Source organism: Enterococcus sp. DIV0187 (assembly GCF_051713785.1).
GTDB classification, from domain to species: domain Bacteria; phylum Bacillota; class Bacilli; order Lactobacillales; family Enterococcaceae; genus Enterococcus_A; species Enterococcus_A avium.
Genome location: NZ_JBIOQO010000001.1, coordinates 3009543 through 3035042 on the forward strand (window position 1 = coordinate 3009543; position 25500 = coordinate 3035042).

25 protein-coding genes are annotated in these 25500 nt (G+C 40.6%); 15 read left to right on the plus strand and 10 right to left on the minus strand.

The window, feature by feature from the left end; all coding sequences use genetic code 11:
- From IGI52_RS14755 to IGI52_RS14765, 3 genes are read left to right on the plus strand one after another with little or no spacing between them, the layout of a single operon-like run.
- The gene (locus IGI52_RS14755) at positions 1-693 is read left to right on the plus strand and encodes an energy-coupling factor transporter transmembrane component T (protein WP_438781637.1); all 693 of its coding nucleotides are present in this window, start codon (positions 1-3) and stop codon (positions 691-693) included.
- A 3-nt stretch (positions 694-696) separates the two neighbouring features.
- Positions 697-1455: an ABC transporter ATP-binding protein gene (locus tag IGI52_RS14760; protein WP_311872466.1), complete on the plus strand. Its 759-nt coding sequence runs from the start codon at positions 697-699 to the stop codon at positions 1453-1455.
- A gap of 35 nt (positions 1456-1490) precedes the next feature.
- The gene (locus IGI52_RS14765) at positions 1491-2141 is read left to right on the plus strand and encodes an ATP-binding cassette domain-containing protein (RefSeq protein ID WP_311872468.1); all 651 of its coding nucleotides are present in this window, start codon (positions 1491-1493) and stop codon (positions 2139-2141) included.
- 140 nt (positions 2142-2281) lie between these two features.
- Here the strand turns inward: IGI52_RS14765 and IGI52_RS14770 are convergent, their stop codons facing one another.
- Positions 2282-3043 (minus strand): DeoR/GlpR family DNA-binding transcription regulator, encoded by a 762-nt coding sequence (locus IGI52_RS14770; RefSeq protein ID WP_216453823.1) that lies wholly within the window; start codon positions 3041-3043, stop codon positions 2282-2284.
- Between the two features lie 177 nt (positions 3044-3220).
- On the opposite strand from IGI52_RS14770, the gene IGI52_RS14775 reads away from it, so the two are divergent.
- The 7 genes from IGI52_RS14775 (at position 3221) to IGI52_RS14805 (ending at position 9369) form a co-directional block, all read left to right on the plus strand.
- Positions 3221-4012: an SDR family oxidoreductase gene (locus IGI52_RS14775; protein WP_311872470.1), complete on the plus strand. Its 792-nt coding sequence runs from the start codon at positions 3221-3223 to the stop codon at positions 4010-4012.
- A gap of 10 nt (positions 4013-4022) precedes the next feature.
- Positions 4023-5243, plus strand: a complete 1221-nt coding sequence (locus IGI52_RS14780; RefSeq protein ID WP_438781639.1) for a zinc-binding dehydrogenase — start codon at positions 4023-4025, stop codon at positions 5241-5243.
- Between the two features lie 21 nt (positions 5244-5264).
- Complete coding sequence (locus IGI52_RS14785; RefSeq protein WP_311922419.1) at positions 5265-6146, plus strand: class II fructose-bisphosphate aldolase; 882 nt, start codon at positions 5265-5267, stop codon at positions 6144-6146.
- A gap of 71 nt (positions 6147-6217) precedes the next feature.
- Positions 6218-7639: a PTS fructose transporter subunit IIC gene (locus IGI52_RS14790; RefSeq protein WP_311872477.1), complete on the plus strand. Its 1422-nt coding sequence runs from the start codon at positions 6218-6220 to the stop codon at positions 7637-7639.
- A gap of 1 nt (position 7640) precedes the next feature.
- Entirely contained in the window at positions 7641-8087 is a 447-nt protein-coding gene (locus IGI52_RS14795; RefSeq protein ID WP_216453819.1) for a PTS sugar transporter subunit IIA, read from the plus strand.
- 220 nt (positions 8088-8307) lie between these two features.
- Entirely contained in the window at positions 8308-8697 is a 390-nt protein-coding gene (locus tag IGI52_RS14800) for an RrF2 family transcriptional regulator (protein ID WP_016181734.1), read from the plus strand.
- A gap of 78 nt (positions 8698-8775) precedes the next feature.
- Entirely contained in the window at positions 8776-9369 is a 594-nt protein-coding gene (locus IGI52_RS14805) for a class I SAM-dependent methyltransferase (protein ID WP_311872481.1), read from the plus strand.
- Between the two features lie 53 nt (positions 9370-9422).
- Here IGI52_RS14805 and IGI52_RS14810 read toward each other — a convergent pair whose 3' ends face one another.
- Positions 9423-10262: an aldo/keto reductase gene (locus IGI52_RS14810; RefSeq protein ID WP_311872483.1), complete on the minus strand. Its 840-nt coding sequence runs from the start codon at positions 10260-10262 to the stop codon at positions 9423-9425.
- Positions 10263-10490: 228 nt separating this feature from the next.
- On the opposite strand from IGI52_RS14810, the gene IGI52_RS14815 reads away from it, so the two are divergent.
- The 3 genes from IGI52_RS14815 to IGI52_RS14825 all read left to right on the plus strand — a co-directional run bounded on the left by IGI52_RS14815 (position 10491) and on the right by IGI52_RS14825 (position 12585).
- Positions 10491-11084: a Crp/Fnr family transcriptional regulator gene (locus IGI52_RS14815; RefSeq protein ID WP_311872485.1), complete on the plus strand. Its 594-nt coding sequence runs from the start codon at positions 10491-10493 to the stop codon at positions 11082-11084.
- A gap of 17 nt (positions 11085-11101) precedes the next feature.
- Complete coding sequence (locus IGI52_RS14820; RefSeq protein WP_311872488.1) at positions 11102-11653, plus strand: YbhB/YbcL family Raf kinase inhibitor-like protein; 552 nt, start codon at positions 11102-11104, stop codon at positions 11651-11653.
- An 80-nt stretch (positions 11654-11733) separates the two neighbouring features.
- Positions 11734-12585 carry an arginase family protein gene (locus tag IGI52_RS14825; RefSeq protein WP_311872491.1) on the plus strand — a complete coding sequence of 284 codons (852 nt, stop codon included), beginning with the start codon at positions 11734-11736 and terminating at the stop codon, positions 12583-12585.
- A 33-nt stretch (positions 12586-12618) separates the two neighbouring features.
- Here the strand turns inward: IGI52_RS14825 and IGI52_RS14830 are convergent, their stop codons facing one another.
- From IGI52_RS14830 to IGI52_RS14855, 6 genes are all read right to left on the minus strand, one after another.
- On the minus strand, positions 12619-13737 hold the full coding sequence (locus IGI52_RS14830) for a glycosyl hydrolase family 8 (RefSeq protein WP_311872493.1): 1119 nt from the start codon (positions 13735-13737) through the stop codon (positions 12619-12621).
- Positions 13738-13748: 11 nt separating this feature from the next.
- Entirely contained in the window at positions 13749-15062 is a 1314-nt protein-coding gene (locus IGI52_RS14835; protein WP_311872494.1) for a glycosyltransferase family 2 protein, read from the minus strand.
- The gene (locus tag IGI52_RS14840) at positions 15062-15202 is read right to left on the minus strand and encodes a hypothetical protein (RefSeq protein ID WP_164872404.1); all 141 of its coding nucleotides are present in this window, start codon (positions 15200-15202) and stop codon (positions 15062-15064) included. The genes IGI52_RS14835 and IGI52_RS14840 overlap by 1 nt, the downstream gene beginning before the upstream one ends.
- A 13-nt stretch (positions 15203-15215) precedes the next feature.
- Positions 15216-16082, minus strand: a complete 867-nt coding sequence (locus IGI52_RS14845) for a GGDEF domain-containing protein (RefSeq protein WP_311922516.1) — start codon at positions 16080-16082, stop codon at positions 15216-15218.
- Between the two features lies 1 nt (position 16083).
- A complete protein-coding gene (gene wecB, locus IGI52_RS14850; protein WP_311871627.1) occupies positions 16084-17229 on the minus strand; it encodes a non-hydrolyzing UDP-N-acetylglucosamine 2-epimerase in 1146 nt (381 codons plus the stop codon).
- A gap of 398 nt (positions 17230-17627) precedes the next feature.
- Positions 17628-18020, minus strand: a complete 393-nt coding sequence (locus IGI52_RS14855; RefSeq protein ID WP_311871626.1) for a YbaN family protein — start codon at positions 18018-18020, stop codon at positions 17628-17630.
- A 274-nt stretch (positions 18021-18294) separates the two neighbouring features.
- Here IGI52_RS14855 and IGI52_RS14860 point away from each other — a divergent pair, with 274 nt between their 5' ends.
- Both IGI52_RS14860 and IGI52_RS14865 read left to right on the plus strand, forming a co-directional pair.
- Positions 18295-19449 (plus strand): CapA family protein, encoded by a 1155-nt coding sequence (locus IGI52_RS14860; RefSeq protein ID WP_311871624.1) that lies wholly within the window; start codon positions 18295-18297, stop codon positions 19447-19449.
- Between the two features lie 65 nt (positions 19450-19514).
- The gene (locus IGI52_RS14865; protein ID WP_311871622.1) at positions 19515-20480 is read left to right on the plus strand and encodes a helix-turn-helix transcriptional regulator; all 966 of its coding nucleotides are present in this window, start codon (positions 19515-19517) and stop codon (positions 20478-20480) included.
- A 41-nt stretch (positions 20481-20521) separates the two neighbouring features.
- On the opposite strand, the gene IGI52_RS14870 is transcribed toward IGI52_RS14865, so the two are convergent.
- Positions 20522-23383 (minus strand): VaFE repeat-containing surface-anchored protein, encoded by a 2862-nt coding sequence (locus IGI52_RS14870; protein WP_438781641.1) that lies wholly within the window; start codon positions 23381-23383, stop codon positions 20522-20524.
- Between the two features lie 760 nt (positions 23384-24143).
- On the minus strand, positions 24144-25358 hold the full coding sequence (locus tag IGI52_RS14875) for a chloride channel protein (RefSeq protein WP_311871620.1): 1215 nt from the start codon (positions 25356-25358) through the stop codon (positions 24144-24146).
- Positions 25359-25500: the final 142 nt, after the last annotated feature.

The window sequence follows — 25500 nt, forward strand, 5'->3', positions numbered from 1 at the left end:
ATGAAAAAAAGTATCGATCCGAGAATCCAGTTTCTTTTACTGATCCTTCAAAGTATTTTAGTGTTGTGCGCTGGGATGGATCAATTGATTTTATTGAACGTCTCCGCGCTGCTGTATTTAATTTATTCAGGCTTTTTTCAACTGGCGATTAAAATGAGTGTGGTGATCGCCGCAACAACAGCACTATATTTTTATATCGTCGCGACGGATCAGCAGTGTATAAAAATTCTTGGTTTTTTATGCTTTCTGGTCTTGCGGTTCGGTCCGGTCATTATGATGGCGCGAATATTACAAGAGGTACCGACCGGACATTTAATGGCTGCGATGCAGTCCTTAAAATTACCGAAAAATTTTATTCTCACCTTAGCTGTGACGTTACGCTTTTTCCCTATCATCAAGATAGAAAACGACACGATCCAAATGTTCGCCCGCTTGCGAGGCTTATCCTATTCTCAATCTAGAAACTGGCTGCGACCCTTGCAGGCGTTTGAATGCACCTTTGTTCCTTTAATGATGCGAACCATGAAAATTACGGATGAATTGACGGCCGCTGCTATGACGAAAGGGATGAATCATCCTGGACAGCGAACGTCCATTTATCAGACGCGTTTGACTAGCAGAGATTTATTAGTGGTTGTTCTTTTTATCGGTTATGCGATCTGTATTTTTACATTCAACTTTTTGGAGGTCTAGAGGATGAGGGGAAAATCAGCGATCAAATTAACAGATGTCTGTTTTAGTTATGACGGCGAAGAACCGCAATTGAACAACCTATCGTTAGAAATAGACAAAGGAGAGTGTGTGTTGGTGACTGGGGCCTCAGGTTGCGGTAAAACCACGCTGACGCGTTTGATTAACGGACTAATTCCCCACTATTACGAAGGAGAATTAACCGGTGATCTTCAATTAAATGGAAAAAGCACCTCAACTTTAGCAGATTGGGAATATGGGGAACAAGTCGGAAGTGTTTTTCAAGATGCTCGTTCACAATTCTTTACTTCTAATGTGTTAGACGAGTTGGCCTTTGCCTCTGAAAATTATCGGCTTGAAGCAGAAACGATTACTCAGCGAATTGATCAGGTACTAGAATTAAATCGAATGGATTATTTAAGAGAACGAAAATTATCACAGCTTTCAAGTGGTGAAAAACAAAAGGTTGCGATGGGAGCAGTCGAAGTTCATCATCCTGAGATTTTTGTACTGGATGAACCTTCCGCCAATTTAGATAATCAGAGCAATGCGCAATTAGCAGCAACAGTGGAGCAGCTAAAAAGAACAGGAAAAACGGTGGTGATTGCGGATCATCGCATTCATTATTTGATGGAGGCTGCTGATCGAGTTGTTTATATGGCAAAAGGTGAAATCGCGGCCCAATGGACGATTGAAGAGTTTCGCCAGTTATCAGAGGCGCAGCTGCATTCAAAAGGCGGGAAATTGCTCTTGCGGAATTATTAAGAGCAGAAACGGCTGTGAAGGAGCCATTTTTATCCTTGAAGGATTTAACAATCGGCTACCATCGATTAGCGCCAAGTTTGATTAAGAACCTTAATATAGAGTTACCTAAGGGCGAAATTGTACTGTTTACTGGTGGGAATGGCTTAGGAAAAACCACCCTAGCTCGTACCCTGTGCGGATTGAACAAAGAAAAGGCAGGGGCGATCAGTATCGAAGGTCAGCTTCAATCGGCCAAAAAACGCCGCGGGAAATGTTGGTTTGTATTGCAAGATGCGGATTATCAGCTGTTTTCTGACAGTGTGCTGAATGAACTGCTGTTGGGGATGAAAAAAACTGAGGAAAATCAGGCAAAAGCAGAGAAACTATTAAAAGAATTAAATTTATGGACATTCAAGGATCAGCACCCGGCTACATTATCTGGTGGGCAGAAACAACGCTTGGTTTTTGCTGTTGGCCTAATGCGAGAGCCTGAATTACTAATCCTAGACGAACCAACTTCGGGCTTGGATGTGGGAAATATGCGACGAGTTCAACGAATGATCGTCGATTTCGCCGATAAAGGGATAACATTCGTTATTATTACCCATGATTTTGAATTTGCGAAAGGATTTGGTCAACGTACAATCGAATTAAGTCAGCATGGTGCTCAAAGTACGCAGCAGCCAGACTTGGCATTACTTAAATGAATGGAGAAGACTTCAAGACAGTAGTATCTGCTGTCTTGAAGTTTTTTGTGTATAAAAATGAAAAAGTCGGGGTGATTGGATTAAATAGAAGAGCTTGATTGCTTTTCGTATTTTTTGGAATATACGTGTTGTTAAAAAAACTAATACATAACCCGTATCCTTAATTTTTCGACGATCTTTTGCAGCTGCTCCGGCAAAGGTCGATCGGTAACGATGATGTCGACTTGATCTAAGGGAACACTGATGTTGAAGTGGGTTACGTCGAATTTACTATGATCCATTAATGCGACTAAGCATCGAGTGCTTTTGGAAAAGCTTCGTTTGATTTCCGCCTCATAAGGATTCGTGTCTGAGATCCCCTTCTCACTCAGCCCACGTCCGGAAGTGAAGGTGATATCGCTGTAATGCAGTCCAATATTATTGACCGCTTCTGTGCCGTACGTATTCATATATGAAGGATTGACCTCGCCACCAGTCAAATGAACCTTTTTCTTATCAAATTGCAGGATCGTTTGAGCAGTCGTCACCGAATTCGTCAAACAGATCAGATCCTCAAAGCGTTCTAATTTCTCCGCCAGCTTCATTACTGTCGTACTGGAATCGAGAAAGATTTTCTGTCCATCCTTCACCAGCGTAGTCGCTAATTTGCTAATGTGTTCTTTTTCCTTTAATTGGATTCTATTTGTATAATGCAGCGAAAGATCCATTGGAGAAACGACTGGTTCAATAATGCTTGCGCCGCCGCTTACTCGATTGATTTGCCCCTGCTTCTCTAAAATACTTAAATCTCTTCTGATCGTCGCACTGCTGACGAATAATTCTTTAGCCAACTTTTCAGTCGTGATAAACTTTCGATCCTTCAATAGATCAAGGATCGTTTCATGTCGTTCAATAGGTATCATGGAGTCACTCCTTTTTAGTTTTGTCCATTTTTGATTGAAAAAGCGTATAAATGTGATTGTTGATAATAAACTGCGCAAGTTATTGTTCAAAAATGATTGATTGCTATAATTATAACTGTAAACGTTAACAAATTCTACATAGGCCTATGTAAATAAATTCGGAGGGATTGGGTTAGTTTGGAAGAGTGGTTAAATCTTAAAGGAAAAACAGCAATCGTAACTGGTGGTTCCTCTGGAATCGGTGCATCGATCATCAAAGAGCTGTGTGGATTAGGTGTGAATGTTGTCAATGCTGATTTGAATGAAGGATCGTTTCAGCATGAGAAGCTTTTCTTTGTGAAAACGGATGTTTCTTCACGGGAATCGGTTAAAGAAGTAGTATCTAAAACACTTGATAGATTCGGACGAGTCGATTGTTTGATAAATAATGCCGGAATCAATATCCCGGCTTTGTTGGTTGATTCGAAGAACCGACATGAGATTTCTGATGATTTGTTCTCAAAAATGATCAATGTCAATTTACAAGGAATCTACTTGATGAGCCAGCAGGTCGGAAAGCATTTGGTCAAGCAAGGAAATGGGGTCATCATCAATATGTCTTCCGAAAGTGGATTGGAAGGATCGGAAGGGCAAAGTATCTATGCCGCGACTAAGGCGGCAGTCAATAGCTTGACCCGCTCTTGGTCGAAAGAATTAGGCAAACAAGGTGTACGAGTAGTTGGTTTAGCACCAGGTATCATGGAAGAGACTGGCTTACGTACCTTGGCATACGAAGAAGCCTTGGCTTATACCCGAAGCTTGACGGTCGATGAGTTAAGAGCCGGCTACAGCAAAACAAGTACGATCCCATTAGGCAGAAGCGGCAAGCTATCAGAAGTGGCAGACACAGTTGCTTATTTAATGTCTGATCGAGCTTCATATATTAGTGGCGTGACCATTAATATTGCTGGTGGAAAAACGAGAGGCTAGGAGAATGATGATGAAGACAAAAGCGGTTCGATTATATGGAAAAGAAGATTTACGTTTAGAAGAGTTTGAATTACCAAAAATCAAACGAGACGAGATTTTGATGAAGATCGTGACAGACAGTATCTGCATGTCTACGTGGAAATTAGCCAAACAAGGCGAGGATCATAAAAAATCGCCAAATGATTTGAAAAAAGAACCAGTCATCATTGGTCATGAGTTTTGTGGAGAACTGGTACAAATCGGTGACAAATGGCGAGATAATTTCAAAAAAGGTCAAAAATATGTCTGTCAAGCGAATTTACAGTTACCTGACGATCCATCGTGTCCCGGATACTCCTATGTTTATTGCGGTGGGGACGCGACATACATCGTGATTCCAAACGACGTTATGAAGCAGGATTGTTTACTTGAATTCAATGGTGATACTTATTTTGAAGGCTCTTTGGTCGAGCCACTCTCTTGTGTGGTTGGTGCATTTAAAGCCAATTATCATTTAAAACCAGGCAGCTATGATCATCAGATGGGAATCAAGGAGCAGGGAAATTTCCTGCTACTAGGTGGGACTGGTCCAATGGGATTATTGACTATTGATTATGCTTTGCACGGGGAAAGAAAGCCTCGGAATTTAGTGGTGACTGATTTACATGAAGATAAATTGGCTAGGGCGGAAAAGCTTTATCCGAGTACAGACGAAACGACCGCTTCCTTTATCAATGTCGTGGAACAATCATTGGAAGAACAAAAAGCGGCATTATTAAAAATTGCGCCCAACGGCTTTGACGATATTTTTGTTATGGTACCGACGGAGGGAATCGTCGCCTTAGCTTCAGATCTGCTAGCTGAGGATGGCTGCTTGAATTTCTTTGCTGGACCGCAAAATCGAGTGTTCCGCTCGTCGATCAATTTCTATAATGTGCATTATTACTATACTCATTATGTTGGAACCTCCGGCGGAACGACAGAGGATATGCGCGATGCGATTAATTTGATCGAAAATAAAACTGTCGGTGTAGCTAAAATTGTAACCCATATTTTAGGATTAGATGCAGTAGCAGAAACGACATTAAAACAACCAGAAATCGGTGGAGGTAAAAAATTAGTCTACGTCGAAAAGGAAATGGAACGACAAGCAATTGATGACATTGATCCTTCAAGCGAACTTGGGAAGATATTGGCAGAGAATCAGGGTATTTGGTCTAAGACAGCTGAAAATTATCTGTTGGAAAAATAAAATTGAATCGAGGAAAATGACATGTTGGTAAAAATGAACGAGTTATTGAAAGAAGCACAGACGAAAAAAGTCGGTATCGGAGCATATAATGTGCCAAATCTAGAAGCAGTTCGAGCTGTGATTGCAGCCGCAGAAGAATTAAATCAGCCAGTTATTCTTGCTCACGCACAGGTACATGAGCCGGTGATCCCATTATCAGAAATAGGACCGATTATGGTCCAGTATGCTAAACAAGCTAAGGTTCCGGTATCCGTTCATTTAGATCATGGTACTTCTTTTGATTTATGTGTACAAGCATTGGAGATGGGGTTTACATCGGTCATGTTCGATGCTTCGGATCAGAGCTTTGAAGAAAATGTAAAAGGTACGAGTGAAATGGTCAAAATTGCTCATGCTTTAGGTGCCAGCGTTGAAGCGGAGTTAGGACATGTTTTTACTTCTGAAGTCGGTGGCGAAGCCGGAGCGGAAGACCGTGTTGTCTATAATGTGGAAGATCATGCAGGAGACGACATGTACACTGATCCTGAAGCGGCTAGAAAATTTGTTGAACAAACCAATGTCGATTGTTTGGCGATTGCTTTTGGAACAGCTCACGGTATCTACTTAACGAAGCCGGAGTTAAATTTAAATCGCGTTTCTGAAATTGCTGAAGTAGTTGATATTCCATTGGTGATGCACGGCGGCTCCGGTGTTTCCAAAGAAGACATGCAAACAGCGATCAAAAACGGCATCTGTAAAATCAATTACTTTGCTTACATGAATAAATCTGGCGGCGAAAAGGTCAAGGAGTATATCACTAGTCTAGGCTCAGAAATACCATTCTTCGATGAAATCAGCAAAAAAGGGATCGAAGGCATGAAGGAAAATGTAGTAGAATCAATGAAAGTGTTCAGTATGCAATAAACATACGAATTCAGGTCTCAGATAATTCTATTACCTGAGACCTGTTCAAAAAATGAAAAGAGGCGAAAAAAATGGTAAAAATTATCGCGGCGACTGGTTGTCCTGTGGGAATCGCACATACGTATATGGCTCAAGAAGCACTGGAAATGGCAGCGAGGGCTAGAAACATTTCGATCAAAGTAGAGACTCATGGGCAGATCGGTGTTGAGAACGGGTTGACAGATGAAGAGATAGCGGGAGCGGATGCGGTCATTATTGCGGCTGATAAAGATGTCGGAATGGATCGTTTCGTCGGCAAAAGAGTAGTTGAAGCGTCGGTAACACAAGGTATCAAAGATGCAGATAAACTAATAGAAGAAGCATTGAATGGCGGCGGTCATATTATTGGTGGTGATAAAGCTGCGACTGTGAATGTGAAGAAAGCTACAAAACCAAAAGCAAGCTCTTCAGGAAAATTATCTTTAGGCAGTGCGATGTACAAACATTTGATGAACGGAATCTCCCATATGTTACCGTTCGTAGTAGCTGGCGGTTTCTTAACTGGGATGTCGTTCCTATGGGGAATCTATAGTGCTGACCCTACAAATGCACAATATAATGAAATCGCTACCATGATCAAAACGATTGGCGGTGTGGGGATGGGCTTAATGGTTCCGATCTTTGCCGCATATATCGGGATGAGTATCAGCAGTACCCCAGGTCTAGTCGCCGGTTTCATTGGCGGGATGATCGCGGATACTAGCGGAACTGGTTTTATCGGCGGGATTTTTGCCGGCTTCTTAGGCGGATATGTTGTTTACTTTTTAAGTCAAGCATTCAAAAAGCTACCGAAGATTTTAGATGGATTAAAGGCGATTTTCTTACTGCCCGTTTGCGCGGTGTTTATAACCGGCATGATCATGCTCTTGTTAGCCGAACCAATCGAAGCGCTAAATAGTGGATTGACCGGATTTATTGCTGGCTTCCAAGATTCCAGTCCGATCGTTTTAGGTACATTAGTTGGTGTTATGTGCTGTATCGATTATGGCGGTCCCTTCAATAAAGCCGCTTATGTAACAGCGCTGGCTCTGCTGGCTGAGGGCAATCAGTATATGATCGCCGGTGTTTCAGCTGCGTGTATCGTTCCACCTTTAGCGACCGGAATCGCGGTTTTGGGCTTTAAAAAATATTATGACGAAGAAGAATTCAGCTCAGGTATTGTAAATATTTTATTAGGTTGCACCCATATTACAGAAGGTGCGATTCCTTTTGTGGCAAAAGATCCGTTGAGAAATATGCCATCCATGATGTTAGGCGGAGCGATCGGTGCTTCCTTAACCTATATGTTCGGCGTTCAAGATCCGGCCCCCCATGGTGGCTTCATTGTGATTCCTGTCGTTGAAAAAGCGCATCTGTGGGTACTTTCGATCATTATTGGCGCGATCGTCAGCGGTCTGCTACTAGGCTATTTTAAGAAACGTTCTTACACAAAAATGATGGCAGCGGAGGGATAGCATGGTACTGATTGTAAAAGAATTAATCGATTTACGGCAAACCTGTCGTTCTAAACAAGAAATTTTTGAACAAGCGGCTTCCATAGCCTTCCACCAGGATCGAATTACTAATCCAGTAAGAGTCGTTGAAGGACTCTTTCAGCGTGAAGCTCAAGTAAGTACAGGAATGATCGATGGATTTGCGATTCCTCACACGCAAAATGAGGCGGTCAAGCTTCCTTCGATCATTATATTGCGAAATGATGCCGAAATTGAGTGGGAAACCTTAGATGATAATGATGTAAAATTTGTCTTAGTAATCTTGATTCCAAAACAAGCAGAAGACAATCTGCACCTCACGATTTTGTCTTCATTATCACGTAAATTAATGGACGAAAAATTCCGCAAATACCTTTTGGCAGCAGAATCAAGAACGGAAATAGTGGATCTGTTGGAAGACTTCACTTGATTATTTTTTGAATAGCTTAAATAAAACTAAGATTTTGTCTACCAACTTTTAGATTCATTAATCAGTAAACACAAAGTAAATTTTTTTTTGACTAAACATAGGAACGAGGTGTGTCAATTACTTTTACACACCCTCGTTCTTTCATTTATACTTGACAAATAAATCATACACTTATATTATAGATAAATAATATCTCTAATAAGAAATGGAGGGAAATGTTATGAAGTTTACCAAAGCCGCAAATATGGGACTGCATGTCATGGTCTATTTTGCTCAAAAGGATCAGATAGATAGTAATTTGAGTATTCATGACTTAGCGGACAAATTTGAGGTTTCACCTTCTTATTTATCAAAAATTTTAACCCAATTAGCAAAGGCAAATTTGATTTCATCGGTTTCAGGGGTAAAAGGCGGTTATCGTTTAAAAAAGAATTCAGTGGAAATTTCTTTTTTGGATGTCATTCATGCAATCGATGGCTTTCCCGATGAAGTCAGCTGTTTGGCTAACAATCAGCATAGTTGTCCAATCAGTAAAGTTATCAACGAGGGTGAAGATAAAATGTGGGAATATTTTGACTCGATGAAGCTCAGCCAGCTATCTGCGCTTTAAATGAAGTTTGATGCTTCATTTTTAGAATAATTAGCGATATAAAATATCTATAATATAAAATGGAAAAGGATGATGAAAATGTCACACCATACTCACGAACATCACAATTTAGACAATGAAGAAAATTTCAAACGAATTGTCGCAGCTTTAGATAGTGAAAAGCGCAAGCAGCAATTGTCAGCTGAAGCAATCATCGGTTATTTGCCAGAACTAGCTGGGAAAACGGTCTTTGATGGCGGGGCTGGAACGGGATTTTTGACCCTACCGTTAGCAAAACAGGCCGAAAAGGTGATCGCTTTTGACCAATCACAAAAAATGCTGGAATTGATCCAAGAACGAGCAAGGAACGCACGGCTGACAAATATCACAAGTATGAGTGGTGATATTAAAGCAATCGACTTGCCAGACAGCTCAGTCGATATTGCGCTCGTTTCGGTGATGATTCATGAGGTTCATCCGTTTGAGGTGGCGTTGAAGGAGTTGGCGCGCATTATTAAGCAGGATGGACAGTTTGTTATTTTAGAGTTTGAATCAGAAACTATGCATGCCAATGGTGGGCATCGAATTCCGTCACATGTAATGAAGGAAAGTTTGGAAAAACTGCAATTGCCGATTATCCAACAATTAGTACCAGCAGAAGGAATGTATTTATTCATTGTAGGTAAAAAATAAGTCAAAAGCTGTTCCAAACTCGAAAATTACGAGCTTGAAGCAGCTTTTGTCTATTAAAAATCAAATGCATCTGGATCTGGACCGCTCCGCAAGGCTTCATTCAGTTTGTTTAAGCGTTCCATATCGATGGTATCCAATGCAAAATCAAAGATATCCGCATTGCTTTGCATCCGTTGTTCATGCACGGATTTTACAACGAGCAAGATATCTTGCTGGATATCCCAGCGTAGGACGATTTGGGCAGGTGTTTTTTGATGCTTTTCAGCAATCGCTTTAACGACTGACTCATTTAGAATCTTTCCTTGCATCAATGGAGACCATGCTTGGATTTTAATGTCATGCTTTTTACAGAAATCCCGAAGTGGTTGTTGGGTTAATTTTGGATGCAACTCTACTTGATTGACTACGGGAACGATTTTTGCGAAGGACAGCAATTCTTCTAAATGATGGATTTCAAAATTGCTGACACCAATCGCTTTGATTTTTCCAGCTGCATATAAGTCTTCTAAAGCCTGCCAAGATTCTTTGAAGGCATTTTTGCCTGGCCAATGGATCAAGTATAGATCAAGATAATCTAAAGCTAAACGGTTCAGTGTTTCTTCGAAGGCTTTGATTGTTTCGTCATAGGTTAAATGATTGTTCCAAACCTTTGATGTGACAAATAACTCTTCGCGGCTTAGTTCTGTTGCGGCCAAGCCTTCTTTGATACCGATTCCTGTTCCAACTTCATTTCCATAAATTTGAGCGGTATCGATTAATCGATAGCCATTGATGATCCCATTTTTAACGACCTCAGGGGTATCTTCGTCAGAAATTTGAAAAACGCCTAAACCCAATCCGGGAATTTTTGTTCCGTTGTTAAATGGTACTTTATCTGATAATGAATGAATCATGTGAAAGCCTCCTTATCGTTTCCTGAAGCTAGTACATTTGGCAAGTCTATTTTTGTATAGTACGTACTTTAAAGTTCTATAGTTACTAATTGGTAACTTTTGTACAGGAATGGGATAAGTTGGGTTAAAAAATTTTTATAGCTTTACAACAAATTCAATCACTTATCCTATGTTAATGACAGAGCTTTCCTCCTTCGTTACAATAAATAAAAAGCGAAGGAGCGGCCGATGAAGGAAATTGAGCAGATTATCAAGAACTTGGTGAAACGGTATGCCAAAATTCCGATTGAGGAAGAGATTCTTGGACAGTTAATTGATTTAGGAGAGTTTGTGGATTTTCCTGCTGGGGACTTAATTGTGGCGGCTGGCGATGAGGAAAATAAGCTGTATGTATTAGTGAATGGGTTGATCCGCAAGTATTATTTGGATTATCAGGGCAATGATATAACTCATCAATTTTTAGAAACAGGCCAGGTTTTCAGCACGCAGCATGTGGTGTTTAGCGGACGAGTCATGTGTAATTTCGAGGCAGTAGAACCGTGTCGATTGGTATGTTTTGATTATGCGCAGGTTCAAAAGCTGATGCTGGAAGCTTCTTCATTGAGCCAAGTTTATATCGGCATTCTGGAAGAAACTCTGCGCGTTAAATTAGTCCGAGAGACGGCCTTATTAACGGAAAGCGCCACGGAACGCTATGTGAAAATGAAGGCTGAGATTCCAGATATTGATCAGCGCGTCAGTCATGCTCATATTGCTTCTTACATTGGTGTGACGCCAGTATCTTTGAGTCGAATTCGGCGGACGTTAAGGGAAGAAAATTAATGAGAAGGAGCCGAAAAATGCTAGTGAGTATCCTTGCTGTCTTGCTTATTTTAGTAATGATTCTTTTGGCGGTTATTCGTCAAAAGGATTTTGTAATTGAAAATGTTCCTAAATTGACGGTAACAAGTCCGGCATTTAAAGCGAGTGGCACGATTCCGGTTGATTACACTGGAAATGGAAAGGATAGTTCTCCGGAACTGCATCTTTCTGAGCTGGATGAACGAGCTGTTTCTTTAGCGATAATTATGGATGACATTGATCATCCCCTAGCCGGAGTTTATAATCATTGGCTGATTTGGAATCTTCCGGTGATGGATACGATTCCAGCGGAAATACCGCAAGGAGAACAAGTAGCTGCGTTGAATAATGCTGTGCAAGGAATGGGCTATGGGAAACATCTCTATCGCGGACCCAAGCCGCCATTTGGCAGCCATCGTTACAAATATCATATCTTTGTCTTGGATAAAACGTTGGAATTACCTGCATCTTCTAGGAAAAAAGAACTATTGACTGCAATGGAGGGTCACATTCTACAATATGGTCATTTAGTTGGAGAATATGGAAAGTAAGCGGTCTGATTTGAACCAGCGGAGCGTTAAAAGGTAAGATGAAAGCAAGAGAAAATAAAAAAGGTAGAGGAGAGAAACCATTGATTAAAACAATCCGTTTAAAAGTTCCTCAATGGCAGGGTGGAAATAATCCAACCTATTCACTTGGTTCAGATTTGCTTTCGTTTTTGGTGCCTAAAAATTTGGAGCACAAAGAAATCAATGTTCCTATTCCTGAATATGAAGTACCGTTGATAAGAGAAAATGGTGTGACAGCTCAAAGTATTGTGGCTGAGAATGTGGACCAGACAATGGCGATCATTCAAGAGGAGAAGCCTGATAAAATAATCACTTTAGGTGGCGATTGTCTAGTTTCGCAGGCGCCTTTTGATTACCTGCATGGAAAATATGGGGAGCGATTAGGGATTATTTGGCTCGACGCTCATCCAGATATTTCAACGCCGGATGTTTTTTACAATGAACATGCAATGGTTTTGGGAAATTTGTTGAAGGCTGGTGATCCTGTACTAGCAGAGAAGGTTCAGCATCCGTTTGCGGCCAAGGATATTTTATATGTTGGGCTTCAAACTCCTAGCCCAGATGAAAAAGCGATTTTGGAAGGATTGGGAATAGATTATCAGGTGCAAGATCAAGCGCGGATCGCACCTAAAGAGATCCAGGCTTGGCTAAAAAAACAACAGTTTACCAAAGTAGTTATTCATTTTGACCTGGATGTGTTAGATCCTAATGAATTTCGGATGTTGTATTTTTCAGAACCTGGAATCACAGAGTATTCTGCTGCAGCCGGAAAGATGTCCTTATTAGAAGTGAAGGAGACCATGGAAGCTATTGCAGAGCAAAGCGAGATCGTTGGATTGACCATCGCGGAGCTGTTGCCATGGGATGTTCAAAACCTAAAGAATCTTTTGTATGATTTTGAGATTTTTCGATGAAGAAAAGACAGGAAGAGGCGCCTCTTCCTGTCTTTATTTTGGGTTCATTTGCAGAGTTATCAGTGTTGTTAAGGTATCACCGTAGTAATCCTCGCCAGAAAGCCCATCGGTTATTACCCAGCCTTGTGAATTCATCAGGTTGCCATAGGCTTCCTTTTGGTTTGCGGCGTAAAGAATTGGTGCCGAAAAGCTTTTGGATTGGTTTGATGATAAGGCCTTCCCTGATAGAGTGTAGCCTTCATTAATCGTGTTTTTTTCTAAGAAGAAGTTCATCATCTTGCTTAAAACTTGATTGACATCTTTGTTATTCGAGCTAGCAAGTCGCCAAGGGATTCGACAGGCATTGGCGCCATAATTGCCATCATTAGCTCCAGCGATTTGATTTTTTTTTGCCTGAGTGACCGTGTCTTTTTCTACCCAAGCAAAGTCTGGAAGTAATCCGGTTTTGTGCTGATTACTTAAATTTTCCAGTGTCTTTACTGAACTTTCCTTAAGTGTTCGCCAGAAATTATCACCACTAAATGCCGCGAAGGTATCAAAATAGCTGGGAACAATATCCGATGGTCGAATCAAGTTATAGGAGTCAGAATCCTTTGTGGCCCAATCACCGACAGTTAATAATTTGTTAGTAGAATTATAGTTTCTCGCTTTTATTCCTAAAAGCAGTTTTTTCGCTGCGGCTTTATAGTCCGTTTGGCTATTGGGCCACTGTTTGCTTGCTTCGATCAAAGCATAAGCAATATCCAGATCGCCATCTGTAGCATTCGTCGCTTCTTTTTTTATTGGTTTATTTGCTTCATATGTTTGCTGCCAGCTCATTAGCGGATTATCTTTACTGATTTGAAAATTCTTGTAGTATTGGTACAATTTATTGAAATCTTTTTCAGAAGCCCAACCACGTTTTACAGCCTCCATGGTAATCAGCATGCCATAGCCATGTCCTTCAGACAGTGAGATATCGATTTCTTCCTTGGGATTTGTTTTGACAAAGGTCCCTACAGAGCTTTTCTTCACATAAGTAGAGTGCCATTGCTGATAAGCTGACTTCTCTAATTTTTTCTGATTGTCGTTTATATTAAATAGTACCATTGCGATATAGCCCCAAAAAAGCAATGCCAATAGTGACCACATAATCGCAGGACGTCTGCGCATAAAATTGCCTCCTAATTATCGAAACGTTTTGTTTTATACCAAGTGCTGCTATCACGTTGAAATATTTTATCTCCTATATAGGAAAAAAATGAGACGATGGAAATGCCTATGAATAGCAGGGAATAGGTAAAGTAAGATGCAATGGCATAAAAGAAATTCGCGGCGGTCGCCTGCCCAAACTGACTAGATAAGGCCAACTGAATTTGCAGCAAGTAGATCGCAAACATTAAAGCCCAGTTCACCAGTAAAAGAGCGCCGATCTGCCGATTGCTTCCGCCAAAGGTAAAAATCGCATTGACCGAAGGAAACCAAATATGCAGAAGCATTGCAACTAGGTTGGCGACAAACATGATATTCGATAGAATAATCGCCGTTGTAAACCAAAAGAATGTATTGAAATAATAGATACTTTGTAAACGGATGCGCCAGTTGGAGCCGCCGAAGATATCCTTGAGATTGCTTACGATAACCTCGTAATTTCCCTTAGCCCAACGTTTCCGTTGTCGATAATAAACGGACAAGGTCTCTGGTTCTTGCTGGAAGGCCTCGGAACGTGGAGCCAAAGCGATCAATTTGCCGCGCTTCATGATTTTAAAGCTTAATGCGGTGTCCTCAGTCAAGGCGCCATTGTCCCAACCGCCCATTTCCCGGATCATCTCCGTTTGAATAATAAAATTAGTACCGGGGATCTGTCCAATTTTAAATAATTGCCATAAGCCTGTATGGATAATTCGTTGGCTAGTGACAATTTCCAAATTAATACAACGGGTCAAAAAGTTACGTTTATAATTTCTTGTTTTATTTCTGCCAAAGACCGCTCCGTAACGGTCTGGGTCTTCCAAAGCTCGTTCCACTAAGAAATGGAGCGCATTTTGCTCTGGCATGGCGTCTGCATCATAGACACAGAGGTATTCCCCATGGGCGATTTTTAAGGAATCGTTCAAGACACCGGCTTTTCCTCCAGTTCCTCTACGGTCGATTACTTTAGTTAAATAGTAACCCTCGTACTCTGGCTGCTGAAAGATGGTATGAACTCGATCATAAGTTTCATCGTCACAATTATCCGCAAATACTAGGATTTCCATTTTTTCTCGAGGATAATTCATACTCAAAATCGCCTTTACGGTATCTTGGATGACAATCTCCTCATTATGTGCTGGAACCACAATTGTGATCAGCGGGTAGGAGCTGAGGGGCTCTAATTGATTTTTCGGTGGACGAATATTTTTTAGTAAGAAATAAACAGCTCCAAATAGAATGACCAAGGTAATAAGCAGCGAGCACCAGATTGAGATGACCCCAAACATTAATAAAATCGTACTCATTAGTAATCCCGCCTCCTAAAGTAACGCCAAATTCGGTCCTTGATGATCAATAAGCAGAAAAATAAGACAATCGCGGCAACTAAGAAAATCCCCGTGACAATCTTGCTCGCTTCAAAGAAATAATTGAGTAATTGATCCATCTGTTTTTCCTCCTTATAAAATGTATTCATCGGTCAAATCAGCCTCAGAGCGACGTTGTACGCGACTGATTACTTGCTCGGCGGTCAACTCTGTAGAGCCCTCAATGACAATCTCACCAAAACGAATGATCGTATTTTGTGAGCGCTCCGCATTTTTGAAAGGAAATAATGAGAGTTGTATCTTGGTAATCTTATTCAATTCTTGGATGAACTCAAGGCTGTCACCTGATTGATAAATTGGAGACATGACAACGAAGGTTCCATTTCCTAAATAAAATTGATCTTCTTCAGGTAGTCGAATATCAACTAATTCTTGGGCCAACGCCTGTAATAATTGATCTGTCGCCTGATCATTTTGATACTTTAGCTGTTCAATGAAGTCAACAGTATAAAAGGAGACAACCAAACCACGGCCAGTTTTAGCATACAAATTCATGGCACATTTAAATTTTTCAAAGCGTGATTCGAATTCTCCTTTATTGTACAAGCCTGTCGTTTCATTCAGGGTCGTCAAATAATGGCGCATTCTTGGCTGGAAGGCATTCATGCGTTGATTGAACAGCACGCTGTTTTTCGCCATCAGACCCAAAACAGCAAAGACTGGAATGACAATGATCAAATAGACTTTTTGCAGATTTGGCATTAGGATCGGAGTGTAATACAAAAGAAAGATTCCTGTAGAAATTACCAGCATAGAAAAAACTGCGACGGTAATCGTATTGCCTAAAAAGCCTACCAATAGCCCTAAAAAGGCTAAAAGGGAGAGGGTTACAACAGGAACAAATCCAAAACGATCATCTAAAATTAAATTTTGAATCAAGAAGACAGCGGCTAGTAAGATCGACATCCACTCGATTCGAATTCTTCGTAAATAGTTCATATCATTGTTCTCCTTGAAGGCTGAAATCTTCTGGGCGGTCTGCTAATTGAAAATAATGAGCGATTGCTTCAGTGATTCGCAGACTGGCTTTTCCGTCACCATAAGGATTGCTGGCTTTTGCCATTTTCTCGTAGGCAGCGGAATCCTCAAATAATTCTCTGATAGTTTCGTAAACAGCTTGCGTTTTTGTTCCAACCAATCTGAGCGTGCCTGCTGCAACTCCTTCCGGCCGCTCTGTTTGGTCACGCAAGACTAGGACGGGAACCCCTAATGAAGGAGCCTCTTCTTGAACCCCGCCGGAATCCGTCAAAATCAAGTAGCTTTGTTTAGCATAGTTATGAAAATCAACTACATCTAAAGGTTCGATCAACGAAATGTTTTCTGCTTCGCCCAATAGTTCTTTTGCCGCCTTTCGTACTGCTGGATTTTTGTGCATTGGAAAAATAAATTGAGTATCCGGATAGTCATAGGCAGATTTATGGATCGCCTCGAACACAGAATACATTGGTGCGCCTTGATTCTCGCGCCGATGCATCGTGATTAAGACGATCCGTTTCTGACCTTTTGAAATTTCAACTGGAATTTCGTAATGGTCATCTAATGTATTCTTCATTGCATCAATAGCGGTGTTTCCCGTGACATAGATATGCTTTTCCGAATGATTTTCCTTGATCAGATTCTCTTTGCTTTTGAGTGTTGGTGCGAAATAAAGATCGGTTAGACTATCGGTTAATTGCCGATTCATTTCTTCTGGAAAAGGCGAGTATTTGTCCCACGTTCGCAGGCCAGCTTCGACATGACCGATTGGAATCTGCTGGTAAAAAGCACTCAAGGCTGCTGAAAAGGTTGTTGTAGTATCTCCGTGAACCAATAAAATATCAGGACGATCTTTTTGTAAAATAGCGGTCAATTTTTCCATGACACGACTGGTAATTTCGTTTAAGGTTTGTCCTTGCTGCATAATATTTAAATCATAGTCAGGAATGATTCCAAAGGTCTGCAAAACCTGATCAAGCATTTCTCGATGTTGTCCCGTAACGACTACTTTTACGATGAAGCGTCCATCCGCAGTCAATTGTTTGGCCAAAGGCGCCATTTTTATCGCTTCCGGTCTTGTTCCAAAGACTAAGAAGACTTTTTTTCTCATGATATTCCTCCTGCGAAAGTCTAATTTTTATGAACGAATAGACTATATTAAGCAAAAAATAAGACTCATCAGTTATAATTGTGAGTCAATTCATTTGAATATAAACATTCATTCACTTATTTTTATTTCCTACCTAGTATAGAAAACGTCTGTCATTTTGTCTTTTAAGAACACTTGATATTTTAAGAATGTTTCACAAGATAAGGGAAGCAAAGGAAATAACATAAAGACAAAAAAACAAGAAGAAACCGATCTTCTTGTCAGACTGTAGATAAAAGGTGCTTCAGGCTTGTAGTTTGGGTTTTGAGCAGCCTTTTTATCTGTTTTATTTTTAAATGTGTATCGCTCTTTATATCCTCCCAAAAAGAATAACGTCTATTTCTAAGGCAGCGGGTCGCTTAATCACTTGAATCGCTCATTTTTACTGTATCTTTTTTCCCCCGCAGATACCAGGTCAATCCGATGACGTGAGCGAGGTATAGCACCGCTAAACAAATTCGCATCAGTGTATTATCCACTAATAATCCTGGGATTAGAAAGACTACAAGGATCATTAAAAACATTTTGACCATCCCAGCGTTGGTGATTTTCTTTTTGAGGATCGGCTCATCCACAGTTCGTTGATAAAAAGAGGATTGAATGAATTTGTTGTAATATTTATCTGAACTGCGCAGCCAAAAGAAGGCCGTCAGCAAGTAAAAAACGGTCGTTGGCAAAAAGGGCAGGAAGATTCCCAAAGTTCCTAGTGCACATGTGATCGCACCAAAAGAAAAATAGATGATTTTTTTCACAAGTCTGCCTCCATTAATGAATTGAAAGAAAATGCTTACGGGCTAATCTTATGATAAATGAAATGAATCAGCAATCGTTTAACGGAAAAAATATTCTGCTAGATTCAAAAAGAAGCTGAATAAACAGAAGAGAAAATCATTTTCATTATTTCTTTTTTTAATAAAAAAGTTTATCTATCGAGTCATTTGCCGTAAAATTTTAGTTAAAAGAACTGTGTAATGTTGAGGGAGTCATTTGTTCGTTGTAAAGGCTAAAAGGGAGAGGAACCAGATTATGAAGCGCTTTTTAAAAATTAGTTTGCTGGTGTTAGTCATTCTCGGAGGGTGCGGGAGCAAAGAAGCGGAAAACGAGACGAGAAATAAAACTTCAGAGGCATCGAAACCCAAAACAAGTAATAGGGTAAAGCTGACCTTCTCTGCGGTAGGGGATAATTTGATCCATGATTATATCTATGATCATCTCAGACAGCCCGAAGGCACCTATCGTTTTGATGAGATGTATGAACCAACACGCTATTTGAACGAGGATCGAGATGTTTCCTATATTAATTTGGAAACGATTTGTGCAGGAGAAGAGTTAGGATTGTCAGGATACCCGACTTTTAATGGTCCGACGCAGGTTTTAGATTCGCTGCATCAGGCGGGCTACAATTGGTTGTCTGCGGCGAGCAATCATACCATGGACAAAGGCGAGGAAGGGATCATCAAACAATTAGAGTATTTGGAAAAATATCCTGATATCACTGTGACAGGGTCACAAAAATCACCTGAGGCAAAACGATTGCAGATCAAAAAGATCAAGGGTGTCAATGTCGGATTTATGTCCTACACTTTTGGCTTGAATGGGATTCCCCTGCCAGAGGGCAAAGACTATCTCGTTAATCTGATTGATGAGGAACAAATCAAAAAGGATATGGAGGAATTAACGAAGGAAAGTGATGTGCAAATCGTCAGTATGCACTGGGGAGAAGAATATCAATTTACTCCGAATGAAGAGCAAACGCATTTAGCACAGGTATTAAGCGATGCTGGCGTGGATGTAATTGTCGGGGGACATCCCCATGTGATTCAGCCGATGGATTATCTGACAGGAAAATCAGGGAATCAAACGTTGGTAATGTATTCTTTAGGAAACTTCATTTCTTCTCAAGCAGAAAATGATCGTATGCTGGGCGGTATGGGCCGCTGGACGATTGATTACAATAAAAAGCAGAAAGATGTCAAGATCGAACAGGTCGAATTTTGGCCGACCATTACGTATATTGGCGACAATTATCAAACGTACAAAACCTATGCGCTAAAGGATTATACAAACGAGTTAGCCAATCAGCATATGATCCATGTCAATCAAGGGCAGGATTTGTCCCGTGAGTATTTTATCGAACGAACAAAGCAGATCATGAATGACAAAGTAAAGATTGTTTATTAACACCGCAAGTCAAATCAAGCGACAAGCTTTCCTGATTTCTATACTAAAGACAGGGTGGTGGAAGAATGTATGAATGGCAGCGGCAGATCCAACAGATTGTCGAGGAGATTGATTACTGTATCGAAGGCTACAATGATGAAGCATTGACACTGCGGAGGCTTGCTCGCAAAATGGGCTACTCTGAATTTTACGCGACGCGGAAATTTAAGGAAATTTCTGGGATGTCCTTTCGTGATTATTTGCGTCAGAGAAAATTAGCTTTTGCGTTAAAGGAAGTTCGCGACAAGCAGAAAAGCTTATTGGATATCGCCTTTGATTATGGTTTTTCCTCTCATGAAGCCTTTACCCGCGCATTTAAAATGATGTATGGGGTCGCTCCCAGTGAGTATCGCAGGGAGCCAAAGCCGGTGGTACTTCGAACCAGAATCAGTTCTTTTGACCGCTACTTTTTAGGATTAGGAGAGATCGGCATGGTGAAATCTAGTGATGATATCAAGACGTATTTTGTGACGATTCCAGCCCATAAGTTTCTTTATATCAAAAATAATCAGAGTAATGGCTATTGGGATTTTTGGGAGAAGCAAGGTCAGATTCCCGGACAGGATTGTGATACGATCAGCGGCTTATTGGACAGTATCAAAGGAAAACTAGATGATAATGGCGGTCATAAACCTGACAGCAGCAGCGGCCAAGTGATGGCGTATATCAGCGATTTAGAAGGGCGCCTTTGTGACTGGGGCTTTTTGCGATCGGAATGCTACGGTGCTCGTTTACCTGCTGATTATCAGGGAAAGGTGCCAGAACAAATGCTGATGGTGGATGTTCCAGAAGCAGAGTATCTTGTTTTTGAACATGGTCCGTTTGATTACGAACAGGAAAATCGCAGTGTCGAGGAAAAAGTAGAGCAAGCAATGGCAAGCTTTGACTTTTCGTCCACTGACTATCACTATGACACTACGCCAGGGCGAGTAATCTATTTTTATCATGATCCAGAACGCTTTTGGAAATATGTAAGACCAGTCAAAAAATAAAAAAACAGGTTCTGAAGGGATTTCAGAACCTGTTTTATTCGTTAGCTTACTTTTTTCCTACGATAGTAGATAGCAAAAGCGAATGCTGCTAAGACCAAACCGATAATCGTGAGATATCCTGATTTACTAGAGCCTGTTTGTGGTAGGCTTGAGTCAGAACTAATCACGCTGGTACTTGAGCTAGGAAGTTTCTTTGATAAATAAGTATTCGATTTATCAGAAGGAATTAATGGATTGATAAATTTCACCGTTTGTTTTCCATCGTTGATATCCGCATGTGTGGCAATTTCGAAGTCTTCTCTTAGCAGTGATTCAAAGACGACGATTTCTCGTCCTTGCAGATTTCCTCCATTAAAGGTAAAGACGACAGACACTTTTCCGCTGACCAGATTTTTCTTTTCAGTTACAGTATCCTTAGCTTTATCTTTTGACACTTCTCCGACACCGGCAATGAAGGTCGTTGAGGCAGTAAGGGTTTTTCCATTCGCTGATAATGGACGTCCTGTTTTCTTATCCATCAAAATACCAGTGACTGTATAGACTTGGCCCTCAATCAGATTCTCGTAAGACACTTCATCGTTTAGCGTTACTTTTTCAGTTGGATCAAAAAGCTTCGTTCCATCGTTGGCATTGGTTGCATTTGTACCGATTTTTGGATCGGTGAATTTGATGGTTTGTTTTTCATCATTGATATCGGCATGAACAGCAACTTCTGTCTCATTTCGAGTAAGTGACTCAAAAACCACGACTTCCTTATTGTGCAGCTTCACGCCAGCAAAGGTGAAGGTAACATTTACTTTCCCGCTGACCAGATTTATTGGGACTTCATCAGCATCGACAGCTTCCTCTTTAGAGACCTCGCCAACGCCAGCAATAAAGGTCGTTGAAGCCGTGACTTTTTTATTATCGACTAATAATGGTTCACCAGTTGACTTGTCCATCAATGTTCCAGTAACAGTATAAACTTTTCCCTCAATCAGATTTTCGTAAGAGACCTCATCGTTGATTGTGATTTCTTTCAACGGTTCCACAATTTGTGTGCCATCATTTGCGTTAGTTGCCTGCGTGCCGATTTTTGGATCAGTTACTTTGATCGTTTGCCCTTCATCGTCCAAATCTTTATGTTCTGTAACAAAACGATACTTACCATCTACAGAGTGTTGACGCTCAAGCGTTTCGAAAACCACTAAATCGCCTGCGACTGAAGAAGCATCGAATTCAAAGACGACTTCAACCGTGCCATCGGCTGCTTCTGCTGTGAATTCTGTTTCCGCGGTGACTGTTTCTCCATCGACCATCAAAGGCTGACCGCTTGCTTTATCCATCAACACACCGGATACCTTATACTTCTTGCCGATTTGCAGATTAGAATAAGCAACAGTATCTACGAAGGTTACTTTCTTCTCAGGGTCGACTAATTTTGACCCATCCGTCTGGTTCGTTGCGGTTGTTCCGATTTTTGGATCATCGAACTCGACCGTTTGACCTTCATCAGTAAGATCACTATGAGTAGCCACTTGAATATTATCCGTCAATAAATCTTCAAATACGACAACGGTTTTTCCAGCCAAAGCGGAAGCCTTGAAGGTGAATGATAAAGGAATCGTTCCATCTGGTTTTTCTGGAACAAAGGTCTTTTCGGCAGTCACTTCTTGACCATCCACTAGTAACGGCTCACCTGTTTCTTTATCCATCAATTTTCCTTTAACCGTGTATTCACGACCGTCTGTGTAGAGATTCTTGTAGTCCACATGATCGACAATCGTTACTTGTTCTTCTGGCGAGAGATTCTTGTCACCATCTTCTTCATCGGTTGCGGCGGTTTTCACATCCGGTTCAACGACTGCGTTAAGTGAAAATTGCGTTGGATTATAGACTCTTCCTCGAACCACATTTTGCAGCGTGCTATGCTTATAGACAACGGTTGCCCCAACATAATCGCTATCAATATCAAAGGCGAACTTAAGCTCGCTGACATTTGTGGCTTCATTGGCGGTAATCGTCAACACATTGCCATTCTTTTTCACATCCATCTCCGCGGGTTTCGACACAAGCTTATACGCGGATAAACTCTTGTTTGTATCTGTTAACGTCAGTGTCTGCCCAACATCGATCTTGATGTTTTGACCTGCGAAACTCGGTTTTGTGTAGAAAGGACGAATCTTTTCTTCAATTTCGGTCTTGAATTTATTATAGCCAGCTAAGCTTACATGACCTTCAGAGTCAGAAACCGATTTTAGACCAATTCCAGTCGCCAGCTCTTGAGTATACTTTTCAGTGTAAAAGGCGTTTTCAACCGATTTTTGCTTTTCGTAGCCAAAGTAAGCAGCTAACGAAATACGTTGAAGTTTCGTTGAAGTGTCTTCTCCAAGGGTAAATCCTGAATTTTCTCCCGCATAAAGGGGTGCACCAGGTTCGATACACCATAAGCGCTCTCCGTCGTTATCATGTTTTGAAAACCAGCGTGATCCTTCTTCGCCATTGGAATATACCCAGCTGACGGATTTGATATTATAGTCAGCATCGATATAGACATCACTCGCTCCTCTGGTAAGCGAGGAAGTTCGATAGCCGTATCTTTCCTCAAGCACGCCAAGAACTTCTTTTAAATCTTCACGAACATCGGTGCCATTCGTTGATTTCAGCTTTCCATTGTCGCTAAACGTATAATCGTTTTGTGCTAAGTATTCATCTACGGACATCTCCGCGTCTGTTTGCTCTTCACTTGGCATTGTATCAATAACTTCACTTATTTCATTTGTTGCTGTTGTCTCTTCGCTTGCAAAGGCCGCAATCGGTTGTGCGGCGAAGTTGGAAAGCGCTAAGACTAACATCAGTTTATTCATTATTTTTCCGCTAAGTTTTTTCATCTTCTTCCCATTTCTCCCTTCTGTTTTTGACATCAGATCTTATTTATTCCTTATAGAGCCACTCCTTCCATTTATTGACAAATAATTTATTTAATTAGTGATAGTGAATACTAAAAAATAACAACGTCTTATCTTCATTATAAATTGTTTATTTATTACTCCGTGACAGATTTTTTAGGCTTTTTTCCATTTTATGCCCCTTAACGACGACAGCATTTTTTATTAAAACGAAAAATAAAACTGTGTCGTTCATTGTTATAAATATTGAGGATAAATACTGTAAAATATCTCGATTTGATAGGTATCTGAGAGGAATAGTTAGAAAGAAAAATGAAAATGTCCTGTTTCGGTGTATTGAATAATTTTGACAAAAAGATAGTTATATAAATAATTCAAATGGAAATTATTTGATTTCCATCATTTTCCATGCTAATTCGGTGGGTTTTCTCCGATATTTGGTTTAGTTTTGGTGCGTGGATGACAATTTTATTTATTTATTTTCTTTTTATGTCTCTTGTCCTCGTGAAAATAAAGAAGAGGTGGTATAACTAATGCGGTTAATGAGAGAGAACGATTTTCATATTTTTAGCGAGGGAGCTGTTCAATAATTTTGTTGTAGGTATGTTCTTTATCAGCTGCGAGATAATGATGACACAACAAAAAAACAGCCCATAAAAAACTAGGCTGCTCTAGAGAATTTGAGAAAAATCGTTGGACCGGAATGGCGCTGCCGTTTATTCGTGAATAGGAGCTAATCCGAAAGTCCAAAGACTTTTGATCAGCTCCTGACTGATTATTTTCTTTTAGCTCGGAGATATTCTTCAAAGCGTTTCATACCAAGACAGCTGATAAGAATAAAAGGGAAAAATTGAATTGGAAATAAGAAAAGCAATAACGCGGCACATACATAAGGCTGGCGGAGAATAATAGTGGTACTAGCTGCCACAGCTACACCCACGATTAAGCCTGGTGTATAAGGAATCAATCGGACTACAGCAAAGCCGATTGCAGTGCTAGAAAAGATTGCCGGAAAAATCTTACCACCTCGCCAACCAAAGGAAAAGCAAAGATTCGTCAAAAAAGCCTTTCCGATTCCCAATAACAATAGATTGATGAAGGAGAGCTGAAGTGCCTGTTTGGAAAGGGGCAATAGCTGCTGTTCACCAGAAAATAGAAAATACGGCGACCACAAAGCAAATATCCCGATACAGAGTCCGGCAATCAATGCAGAAATAACTAGATTATCAATTTTTGCAGCCAGACGGTCAGTCAGCTTCTCAAGTTCCAAAAAGAGAAGACCGAATAAACCACCGATCAACCAACTAACAGGGGAGAAGACTATTGCCTGCCATTTCCAAGAAATATTTTTGGGGAAATGCAGTGAAAAAATACTTTCTTCTGGAAATAATCGTTTAATAAAAAGGAATCCTAAAAGTCCGAAGCCTGTACTAAGTGCATAGAGGATCGTTTTTTTTACTTTATCATTACCTGTTGGCGGATTATTTTGCTCAAATACTTCACTGACACCAGCCAACGGTGCGCGAAAAATAGCGGCTAACATTGTTCCAATACCTAATTCTAATAGTTCTTCTTTGCGTTGTAGAGTTAGCTTTAGTCGGTCACCCATCCAAGTGATCAAGCCCCCCATAATTCCAGCAAGTGCGGCTTCGGGTCCTAGGCTGGCACCAAACATCAAGACGATGATTGCTGACAAGAAATTTTTGCCTATTTGCTTTTTGTAGGTTACCCGCTTCTTTTGTTTGAATTCACTTAATGTTTCATGCATAGTTGTCGGGTATCGTCCAATTTTAGTTTGAATAAGACCAACCAAGCAGCCGCCAATTAATCCAACAAGTATCGGATAAAAGGGGATCGATAAGGTTTCTGGAATAGTTGTCCATACAACGTCTATCATAAGGTTTGTGAATGATAAAAATACAGCGGACATGATTCCCACCAACAAGCCTAAAACACAGCTATATCCGACAAATAATGTAGAAAAGCGCATATGACACCTTCTTTCTTGAAAAGTGGTTTTAAGATCTGAACGGGTTCCTGAATTGATCCTGGCCTTCTATAGTCACAGCGCGAGTATCACTCTAAAAAATCCTGTTGTTTTCTTATTAACAATCCTAACATAAGTGAAGCCT

Bases quoted from the DNA above. Each gene is read 5' to 3' on its own strand.
- IGI52_RS14755 (WP_438781637.1), top strand. From the start codon at position 1: ATGAAAAAAAGTATCGATCCGAGAATCCAGTTTCTTTTACTGATCCTT.
- IGI52_RS14760 (WP_311872466.1), top strand. From the start codon at position 697: ATGAGGGGAAAATCAGCGATCAAATTAACAGATGTCTGTTTTAGTTAT.
- IGI52_RS14770 (WP_216453823.1), bottom strand. From the start codon at position 3,043: ATGATACCTATTGAACGACATGAAACGATCCTTGATCTATTGAAGGAT.
- IGI52_RS14780 (WP_438781639.1), top strand. From the start codon at position 4,023: ATGAAGACAAAAGCGGTTCGATTATATGGAAAAGAAGATTTACGTTTA.
- IGI52_RS14785 (WP_311922419.1), top strand. From the start codon at position 5,265: ATGTTGGTAAAAATGAACGAGTTATTGAAAGAAGCACAGACGAAAAAA.
- IGI52_RS14790 (WP_311872477.1), top strand. From the start codon at position 6,218: ATGGTAAAAATTATCGCGGCGACTGGTTGTCCTGTGGGAATCGCACAT.
- IGI52_RS14795 (WP_216453819.1), top strand. From the start codon at position 7,641: ATGGTACTGATTGTAAAAGAATTAATCGATTTACGGCAAACCTGTCGT.
- IGI52_RS14800 (WP_016181734.1), top strand. From the start codon at position 8,308: ATGAAGTTTACCAAAGCCGCAAATATGGGACTGCATGTCATGGTCTAT.
- IGI52_RS14805 (WP_311872481.1), top strand. From the start codon at position 8,776: ATGTCACACCATACTCACGAACATCACAATTTAGACAATGAAGAAAAT.
- IGI52_RS14810 (WP_311872483.1), bottom strand. From the start codon at position 10,262: ATGATTCATTCATTATCAGATAAAGTACCATTTAACAACGGAACAAAA.
- IGI52_RS14815 (WP_311872485.1), top strand. From the start codon at position 10,491: ATGAAGGAAATTGAGCAGATTATCAAGAACTTGGTGAAACGGTATGCC.
- IGI52_RS14820 (WP_311872488.1), top strand. From the start codon at position 11,102: ATGCTAGTGAGTATCCTTGCTGTCTTGCTTATTTTAGTAATGATTCTT.
- IGI52_RS14830 (WP_311872493.1), bottom strand. From the start codon at position 13,737: ATGCGCAGACGTCCTGCGATTATGTGGTCACTATTGGCATTGCTTTTT.
- IGI52_RS14835 (WP_311872494.1), bottom strand. From the start codon at position 15,062: ATGAGTACGATTTTATTAATGTTTGGGGTCATCTCAATCTGGTGCTCG.
- IGI52_RS14840 (WP_164872404.1), bottom strand. From the start codon at position 15,202: ATGGATCAATTACTCAATTATTTCTTTGAAGCGAGCAAGATTGTCACG.
- IGI52_RS14845 (WP_311922516.1), bottom strand. From the start codon at position 16,082: ATGAACTATTTACGAAGAATTCGAATCGAGTGGATGTCGATCTTACTA.
- wecB (WP_311871627.1), bottom strand. From the start codon at position 17,229: ATGAGAAAAAAAGTCTTCTTAGTCTTTGGAACAAGACCGGAAGCGATA.
- IGI52_RS14860 (WP_311871624.1), top strand. From the start codon at position 18,295: ATGAAGCGCTTTTTAAAAATTAGTTTGCTGGTGTTAGTCATTCTCGGA.
- IGI52_RS14865 (WP_311871622.1), top strand. From the start codon at position 19,515: ATGTATGAATGGCAGCGGCAGATCCAACAGATTGTCGAGGAGATTGAT.
- IGI52_RS14870 (WP_438781641.1), bottom strand. From the start codon at position 23,383: ATGTCAAAAACAGAAGGGAGAAATGGGAAGAAGATGAAAAAACTTAGC.
- IGI52_RS14875 (WP_311871620.1), bottom strand. From the start codon at position 25,358: ATGCGCTTTTCTACATTATTTGTCGGATATAGCTGTGTTTTAGGCTTG.